The organism is Cryobacterium frigoriphilum (assembly GCF_004403305.1).
Lineage (GTDB): Bacteria > Actinomycetota > Actinomycetes > Actinomycetales > Microbacteriaceae > Cryobacterium > Cryobacterium frigoriphilum.
The window spans coordinates 110,851-119,403 of the sequence record NZ_SOHE01000056.1 but is presented as its reverse complement, the minus strand read 5'-3'; the positions used below and the strand labels follow the sequence as shown (position 1 = coordinate 119,403).

The following is an 8,553-nucleotide window of genomic DNA, read 5'->3' as shown; positions in this document are numbered from 1 at the left end:
GCCCGGGTGGCCGGGCAACCGCCCGCCGCGGGGCGCGGTACATCCGTCGGGCTGGAGCAGCGCTGCACCCGGTGTGGCGGCCCGCACGGCCGCGCTCGGGTGGTGTCGCCGGCCGCCTGCACCGGCTGGGGGGTGTCGCTGAGCCGGGCGGGGGCATCCGTCGCCATCGCCGTGAGCCCGCTCGGAGAGGTCGGCATCGACATTGAGAGCATCGACGCGCTCACCCGCCGCGACGTTGATGACGTGGCGTTCACGTCGAGCGAGCTCGCCGCGCTCGGCACCCTCGGCCCGCTCGCGGCGGCCCGAGCCCGCACCCGCCTGTGGACGATCAAGGAGGCCGTGCTCAAGCTGACCGGTGACGGCCTGAACGTCGACCCGCGTGACCTGTCGGTGAGCAGCACCGGCACCCTGATCGCCTGGCCGAACGCACCGTTTGCGCTCCCCCGCCTGCGACTGCTCGCATTCGACCCGGGCCGGGGCCTCGTCGGTACCGTCGCCGTACTCGCCGACACCCCGGTGCGCCTCATGCTGCACGAGTAGGCGACAGGTGCGGCTCAGGCCTTGGGCATCGCCGTTTCGTACAGCCAGCGGTGCACGATGCGTTCGATGCCGGTGCTGCCGGTGTGATTCGTGAAGAACTCCACGAACCCGGCCGCGGTCACGTTGCTGTGCCGTCGGTCGGCCGTGAACGCCCGCACCGCCCCGAAGAAGGCCTCGTCGCCGACCGAGCGGCGCACGGCGTGCAGGGCCATCGCGCCGCGCTTATAGACGCGGTCGTCGAACATATCGTGCGGGCCCGGGTCGCCCGTCAGCAGATCCTGCGGCAGGGCCTCGACCTTGCGGCGGTGCACGAGCGCGCTCGTGTCGGCCGTGCGGCCACCGCTCGCCTCGGCCCAGATCCATTCGGCGTAACAGGCGAAGCCCTCGTGCAGCCAGATGTCGCGCCAGCTTTCGACGGTGAGGCTGTTGCCGAACCACTGGTGGGCCAGTTCGTGGGCGATCAGCCGGTCGCTGCCGTGCTCGCCGTCGACGTGGTTGCGGCCGAAGATGGCCATACCCTGGGCCTCGAGCGGAATCTCGAGCTTGTCGTCGGTCACCACGACGGTGTACGACTCGAACGGGTACGGGCCGAAGCGGTCGCTGAACAGGGCGACCATCTCGCCGAGGCGGGAGAAGTCCTCCGACACCTGCGGCAGGTGTCCAGAGGGGTAGAAGATGCGCTGGCTGACCAGTCCGCCCGACACGTCTTTGCGCAGGTAGCGGCCGATCTGCACGGTCGCGAGGTAGGTCGCCATCGACTCCGGCGAGTCGTAGCTCCAGGTCGTGCGGCCCGAACGCGTCGACCGGCTCGCGAGCACACCGTTGCAGATCACGGTGTACGGCGCCTCGCAGGTCACCGTGATGCGAAAGGTGGCCTTGTCGCTGGGGTGATCGTTGCACGGAAACCACGAGGCGGCGCCGTTCGGCTGCCCGGCCACGAGCACGCCGTCTTCGAGCTCTTCCCAGCCCACATCGCCCCAGATGCTGCGCAGCGGATGCGGCGCCCCCCGATACCGCACGGTCACCTCGAACCGGTCCCCGGCCTCGATCGTGGCCGCGGCGGTGAGGATCAGTTTGCGCGGCGTCTGCACGAGTTTCTTCGGGCGGGCTCCGCCGATCGTGACCCGGTCGACGCTCAGTCCGTCGAAGTCGAGGCTGAACCGGTCGAGCCGCATGGTCGCCCGGGCAAACAGCACGGCGGTCGCCCGCAGCCGGTTCGTGGCGACCCGGTAATCGAGCTCGAGTTCGTAGCGTTCCACGACATAGCCACCGTTTCCGCTCGCCACATAGGGGTCGCCCGCGGTCGGGGCGCCCAGGGTGGGAGCGGTGTTCTGTGGCATCTGTGGGTCTACTCTTTCACGTTCTGCTCTTTCACGTGCTGCTCTGTCACGTGCTGCGGCGCAGTCGACCACGGCGGCGTGTGCCACGGCGAGATTGGGTTGCCCGACCAGAGCGACCCGGCCGGTACCCGTTCGCCGCGCATGACGAGAGAGGCGGGGCCGACGGTCGCCGCGGCATCCACCGACGCCGCCGGCAGAATCACGCTGTGCGGGCCGAGCGTCGAACCGGCCGCGAGGTTGACCGTGTCAAGCTGCATGATGCGGTCGTGAAAGAGGTGCGTCTGCACGACGCAGCCGCGGTTCACGGTGACGCCGTCGGCAATGCTCACGAGGTCGGCCTCGGGCAGCCAGTACGTCTCGCACCACACGCCCTTCCCTACCTTCGCGCCCAGGGTGCGCAGCCAGATGGCGAGCGCCGGGGTACCGGTCGCCTTCTCGGCGAACCAGGGCCGCGCGACCATCTCGACGAAGGTGTCGGAGACCTCGTTGCGCCAGATGAACGATGACCAGAGCGGATGCTCACTCTGGTCGATCCGCCCCACCAGCACCCACTTCGCGGCCGAGGTGACGAGCGCGGCGACGGCGCCGGCGGTGAGCATGACCACGCCGCTGAGCGCGACCGCCCAGCCGAGACCCAGCGAGAGCCAGATCGCTTCGAGTGCGGCGAGCACCCCGAGGGCGACCCACGCGGTGACAAACACCGGAACGATGCGCAGCACCTCCCACGAGGAGCGAGCGACCTTCAGCCGCAGCGGCGGGTTGAAGGTGCGCGAGTCGTCGACGTCGGTCACGGTGCGCCGCAGGCGCACGGCCGGGTTGCCGAGCCAGCTCGACCCACGCTTGGCCTTGCGCGGAGTCGACGACAGCACCGCGACGAGGCCGTTGCGCGGCACGGTGCGGCCGGGGCCGGCCATGCCGCTGTTGCCGAGAAAGGCCCGCTTGCCGATCTTGGCGCGGCCGATGTGCATCCAGCCGCCACCAAGCTCGTAGCAGGCGACCATGGTGTCGTCGGCGAGAAACGCGTGCGGCGCGATCGTGGTCAGCGAGGGGATCAGCAGCACGGTCGACGCTTCGACGCCCGGGCCGACCTTCGCGCCCAGCAGGCGCAGCCAGACCGGGGTGAACAGGCTCGCGTAGACCGGAAACAGCAGGGTGCGGGCGCCGTCGAGGATGCGTTCGGTCATCCAGACCTGCCAGCCGACCCGGCTGCGCACCGGGTAGAAGCCGTCGCGCAGGCCCACCCCGAGGGCGCGCACGGCGAGCACCACGGCGGAGGCGTAGGCGAGGCCGGCGGCGAACACCGCGAGCGGCACGGCGAGCGCGGCGCGCAGCAGCGCCTCCCCGAGGGTCGAGGCGTCGCCGATCGCGGTGCCCACGACGAGCGCACCGAGAATAGCGGAACCGGCCGGCAGCGCCGTCATCACGATCGAACCGATCGCGAAGACGGTGAGCCAGCGACGGCCGCGCGGCGGGCGTTCGGCCGGCCAGGGGCGTTTGGGCGAGCCCACCCGCTCGGCCGGGGATCCGGCCCAGCGTTCGCCGGCCGGAATGCGGCCCGACACGGCGGCCCCCGGTTCGACGGCGGCCCGGTCGCCGATGTGGGCGCCGCCCAGCAGGGTGCTGCGGCTGCCGACGGTGGCCTCCTCGCCGATGTGCACCCGGCCGATGCGCAGCACGTCGCCGTCGATCCAGTAGCCGGCGAGGTCGGTTTCGGGTTCGATGGAGGCTCGCGCGCCGATCGTGAGCAGCCCGGTCACCGGCGGCAGGGTGTGGAGGTCGACGTCGGTGCCGATGCGCGCGCCGAGCGCGCGGGCGTAGTAGCTGATCCACGGCGCCCCGGCGAGGCTCGCGGCATCCACGAGCAGGGCGACCTGCTCGGCCAGCCAGAGCCGCAGGTGCACCGAGCCGCCGCGCGGATAATTGCCCGGTTTCACACCCCGCAGCAGCAGGCGGGCGGCCGCGACGGCGATGCCCATTTTGCCCAGCGGCGTCACGAACAGCACGAAGCCGAGCACGATTGTCCACCACGGCACGGCCGGCGTGAACGTGGCGTCACCCCAGAGCGGCAGCAGGTTGTTGATCGCGGCAAGGTAGACCAGCCAGCGGGCGCCGACCAGCACGAACAGCGGAATGCCGAGCAGGGTCTGCCCGATGCGGCTGCTGAGCGGGGTCGGCAACACCGTGCGCGTCGCGGCCAGCACCGGAGGCACCCGGGAGTCGAGTTCGTCGGCGAGCGAGCCGATGCGGGGGTGGTCGTAGATGTCGCTGACCCGGGTCTCCGGGTACTTCTCGCGCAGCGCCGACACGAACTGGGCCGCCGAGAGCGAGCCGCCGCCGTTGGCGAAGAAGTCATCGTCGGGTCCGGAAACGGGCACGCCCAGAATGGATGCCCAACGCTCGGCCAGCCACCCGGCCGTCGGCGTGAGGGCGGCGGCGCCCTCATCGCCCGTGCTCGGCAGCGGCCACGGCAGGGCGGCCCGGTCGACCTTGCCCGAGGTGCGCGTCGGCAGCGCGTCGACGAGGGCGAGCAGCGGAATCAGCGCCGCGGGAAGTTCGTCGCGCAGCCGGGCGGTGGCGGCCAGGCGGTCGAAACCGGCCGCCGGGTCGATGAGGGCGACGTAGCCGACGAGCACGTGGTTTCCGGCCGGCGTGGTCTGCACGACTGCGGCGGCGCCGGCGACTCCGTCGAGGGCCTGCAGCGCGGCATCCACTTCACCCAGTTCGATGCGGCGACCGCCGAGTTTGACCTGGTCGTCGGCGCGGCCGGCGAAGATCAGGCCGGCCGCCTCGAAGCGCACGAGGTCGCCGCTACGATAGGCGCGGTGCCAGCCGAGCGCCTCGTGCGGGGCATACTTTTCGGCGTCTTTCTCGGGGTCGAGGTAGCGGGCCAGGCCCACCCCGCCGATGATGAGTTCGCCGGTTTCGCCCTCGGTGACGCGCTGGCCGGCGGCGTCGACGACGGCGAGGTCCCAGCCATCGAGCGGCAGGCCGATGCGCACCGGGCCGGGGCCGCCGAGCGGCGCGGCGCAGGCGACGACGGTCGCCTCGGTCGGGCCGTAGGTGTTCCAGACCTCACGCCCCCGCGCCGCGATGCGTGCGGCCAGGTCGGGCGGGCAGGCTTCACCGCCGAAGATGACGAGCCGCACCGCCTCGAGGGAGTCCTCCGGCCAGAGCGCGGCGAGGGTCGGCACGGTCGACACGACGGTCACGCCGTGACTGATCAACCACGGGCCGAGATCGGCGCCGGAACGCACGAGCGAGCGCGGCGCGGGCACGAGGCAGGCGCCGTAACGCCAGGCGAGCCACATCTCCTCGCACGACGCGTCGAAGGCGACCGACAGGCCGGCGAGCACCCGGTCGCCCGGGCCGATCGGTTCGGCCTGCAGAAACAGGCGCGCCTCGGCGTCGACGAAGGCCGCCGCGGAGCGGTGGGTGACGGCGACACCCTTGGGCACGCCGGTGGAGCCGCTCGTGAAGATGACCCAGGCGTCGTCGTCGGGGGTCGGAATGACGCCGTCGGGAAAGACCAGGGCCGGGTCGTCGCCGGGGGGCAGCATCCGCTCACGCACGCTCGCGGCGTCGATCTCGCCGCGCAGGGCGAACACGCCGTGGTCGCCGATCACGCCGATGACATGGGCCTCGCCGAAGACGAGGCGGGCGCGCTCTTCGGGGTCGTCGGCGTCGACGGGAACGTAGGCGGCGCCCAGCACGAGGGTCGCGAGAATGGAGACGTATAGTTCACGACTTCCGGAGGGAATGCGGATGCCGACCTTGTCGCCGCGCCGCACGCCCTGACGGCTCAGGTCGTTGGCCTGCTCGGTGACCAGGCGAAGCAGTCCGCTGTAGCTGATGGGGCCGGCGGCGTCTTCGAGGGCGAGGGCGTCGGGATGCAGCTCGGCGGTGGCCGCGAGAATATCGGCGAGGGTGCGGGCCGGGGTGACCCGGGAGGCCGCCTGCAGGCTCTCTTGGGTGTGCGGATGTTGCTGGTGCTGTTGCTGCTCGCGGTCTAGCTGTTCCACGTACGCTCCCCTAATCGCGCAGATCTTGGCACTCCACGCGATCTGTCAGTTTAGAGCCTGCCTGTGACGTGCAGATGAACTCCCGCGTGGTGCGCCTGAGGCGAGTCGCGGGTGAGTCGCTGGTGAGTCACGGACATCGCACCCTCGTCAGCACAACGAGGGCGCGATGTTCGTGACTCAACCCCGCGCCGCCCGGCAACCCTGGGTCAGATCAGACCGTGGCGGCGAAAGGCGTTCCAGACGCCATCATCAAGCACGGCCGTGGTCACCTCGTCGGCGTGGGCCTTGACCGCATCCGTCGCGTTGCCCATGGCAATGCCCACCCCGCAGACCTGGAGCATCTCGATGTCGTTGGTGCTGTCGCCGATGCCGATGGCGGATGCGGCGGGGAGGCCGAGCCGGTCCAGTAGCTGCAGAATCGTGGACCCCTTGTTCACCCCGTCGAGGGTGACCTCACCGCTGCCACGCCCCATGTGCGGGATGGTTCCGGTGATGACGTGAAAGTCGTCGCTGAGCGCCTCGGCCACCCGATCGTAGGCCGTCTGGTCGCCGCCGAGAAACACGGACTTGGCGATGCCGGAGAAACTGTACGCGCGCACATCGGCGAAGGCGCGCAGGGCGGGGTGTTCGTCGGCGATCGCGACGCCATGCCCCCCGGTGTGCACGGTCTGCTCGGCATCGGAGTGGAAGTACGCGGCGAATCGATCACGTACTCCGGGACTCGGGTAGAGCTCGTCGAAGGCCTGCAGATAGAAGTCGAACCCCGAGGCCTCGTAAAAATCGACCATGCGGGCCACCGCTGCTGCGGGCATGGTGCGTTCGATCACCAGCTCGTCGCCGATCTGCGCAAAGCCTCCCCCGGCGCTGACGGCGCCGTCGAATCCGATATCACTGATGACGGGGTAGATCTCCACCGATGCCCGACCGGTGCTGAGGTAGACCAGATGCCCGTTGGCCCTGGCCGTCTGCACCGCATCGATCGTCGAATCAGCGATCACCTCGCCGGAATCGATGAGGGTGCCGTCGACGTCAAGAAACGCGATACGGGGGGAAACCATGGTGCTCTCCAGACGAGGTGGTCTCCGGAATGCTTCCCGGAGACCACCTGAGTTGTAGGTCGGTAGCTTCGACGCTAGCGGCTGAGGCTGGCACCGTTCGACTCAATGACCTCGGCATACCAGCCAAAGGACTTCTTCTTGAAGCGGTCCAGGGTGCCGGTGCCGTCGTCGTTGCGGTCCACGTAGATGAAGCCGTACCGTTTGCTCATCTGCGCCGTGCTGGCGCTGACCAGGTCGATGCAGCCCCACGGCGTGAACCCCATGACGTCTACCCCGTCGGCGAGGGCCTCGCCGACCTGCACGAGGTGGTCGTTCAGGTACGCAATGCGGTAGTCATCGATAACGGTCTTGCGGCCGTTGACCGTGATGAGTTCGTCCTTGGCGCCCAGACCGTTCTCCACGATGAAGAGCGGCTTCTGCCAGCGGTCCCAGAACTGGTTGAGTACAGTGCGCAGGCCGACGGGATCGATCTGCCAGCCCCACTCGGATGCTTTCAGCGTCGGGTTGCGCACTCCGGGGAAGATGTTGCCCTCCCCCACGACACGCTGCGACACGTCGGCGGTCTCGGCCACGCTCACGTAGTAGCTGAAGGAGACGAAGTCGACGGTGTACTCCTTGAGCAACGCGCGCTCTTCGTCGGTGATGACCAGCTCGACGCCCTGGTCACGCAGGCTCCGCAGGTAGTAGCCGGGGTATTCGCCGCGCACGTGGATGTCGCCGAAAGCGAGGTTGGTGCGTTCGGTGGTGAGCGCCGCGAAGACGTCGTCGGGGTCGGGCGACAAGGGGTAGGCGGGCATCGCGAGGATCATGCACCCGACCTGGGCGGTGGGGGCGAGTTCACGGGCTGCCTTAGTGGCCAAGGCGCTCGCGACCAGCTCGTTGTGCACGGCCTGATAGAGGTCGGTCTTGGTGAGCTGGTCCTTCGGGGTGTTGATGCCGCCCGACAGCAGCGGGGCGTGCAGCACCGAGTTGATCTCGTTAAAGGTGAGCCAGTACTTCACCCGGGCACCGTACCGGGCGAACAGCACGCGGGCGTAACGCTCGTAGAAGCCGATCAGGTCGCGGTTGACCCAGCCGTCGTAGGTGTCGGCGAGGTGCAGCGGCGTCTCGTAGTGGGAGATCGTGACGAGGGGCGCGATGCCGTGCTTCTCGCACTCGTCGATCACGCGGTCGTAGAACGCGAGGCCCTCTTCATTGGGCTCGGTTTCGTCGCCGAGCGGAAAGATTCGGCTCCAGGCGATCGAGAAGCGGAAGGTCTTGAAGCCCATCTCGGCGAAGAGGGCGATGTCTTCGGCATAGCGGTGGTAGAAGTCGATGGCGACCTGCTTGAGGTTGTCGTCGGTCGGCCCGTCGGCGCGCGGGGTGGTGATGCCGTGCGGCATGACGTCCTGGATCGACAGGCCCTTGCCGCCCTCGTTATAGGCGCCCTCGATCTGGTTCGCGGCCGTGGCGCCACCCCAGAGAAAATCCGTGGGAAAGGTGTGTGGTGTGGCAGTGGTCATTCTGGTACTCCTTCATTACAGGTGCGCATTCATTACAGGTGCGCATTCATTACAGGTGCGCAGTCAGTACAGGTGCGCAGTGCAGGGGGTGGAG

Annotated in this window: 5 protein-coding genes; 1 reads left to right on the top strand and 4 read right to left on the bottom strand. The window is 69.3% G+C overall.

Annotated elements, in window-relative coordinates:
* Positions 1–540, top strand: a 540-nt coding sequence (locus E3T55_RS14000; protein WP_134520176.1) for a 4'-phosphopantetheinyl transferase family protein, incomplete at its 5' end; no start/stop codon positions are given.
* 14 nt (positions 541–554) lie between these two features.
* On the opposite strand, the gene E3T55_RS13995 is transcribed toward E3T55_RS14000, so the two are convergent.
* The 4 genes from E3T55_RS13995 to E3T55_RS13980 all read right to left on the bottom strand — a co-directional run bounded on the left by E3T55_RS13995 (position 555) and on the right by E3T55_RS13980 (position 8,459).
* Positions 555–1,880 (bottom strand): M1 family metallopeptidase, encoded by a 1,326-nt coding sequence (locus E3T55_RS13995; protein ID WP_134520175.1) that lies wholly within the window; start codon positions 1,878–1,880, stop codon positions 555–557.
* An 8-nt stretch (positions 1,881–1,888) separates the two neighbouring features.
* Complete coding sequence (locus tag E3T55_RS13990) at positions 1,889–5,899, bottom strand: Pls/PosA family non-ribosomal peptide synthetase (RefSeq protein ID WP_134520174.1); 4,011 nt, start codon at positions 5,897–5,899, stop codon at positions 1,889–1,891.
* 206 nt (positions 5,900–6,105) lie between these two features.
* Entirely contained in the window at positions 6,106–6,957 is an 852-nt protein-coding gene (locus E3T55_RS13985; protein WP_134520173.1) for a Cof-type HAD-IIB family hydrolase, read from the bottom strand.
* A 74-nt stretch (positions 6,958–7,031) separates the two neighbouring features.
* On the bottom strand, positions 7,032–8,459 hold the full coding sequence (locus E3T55_RS13980) for a glycoside hydrolase family 1 protein (protein ID WP_134520172.1): 1,428 nt from the start codon (positions 8,457–8,459) through the stop codon (positions 7,032–7,034).
* Positions 8,460–8,553 lie beyond the last annotated feature (94 nt).

Coding starts and splice junctions, on each gene's coding strand:
- E3T55_RS13980 (WP_134520172.1), bottom strand. CDS start 8,459: ATGACCACTGCCACACCACACACCTTTCCCACGGATTTTCTCTGGGGT.
- E3T55_RS13985 (WP_134520173.1), bottom strand. CDS start 6,957: ATGGTTTCCCCCCGTATCGCGTTTCTTGACGTCGACGGCACCCTCATC.
- E3T55_RS13995 (WP_134520175.1), bottom strand. CDS start 1,880: ATGCCACAGAACACCGCTCCCACCCTGGGCGCCCCGACCGCGGGCGAC.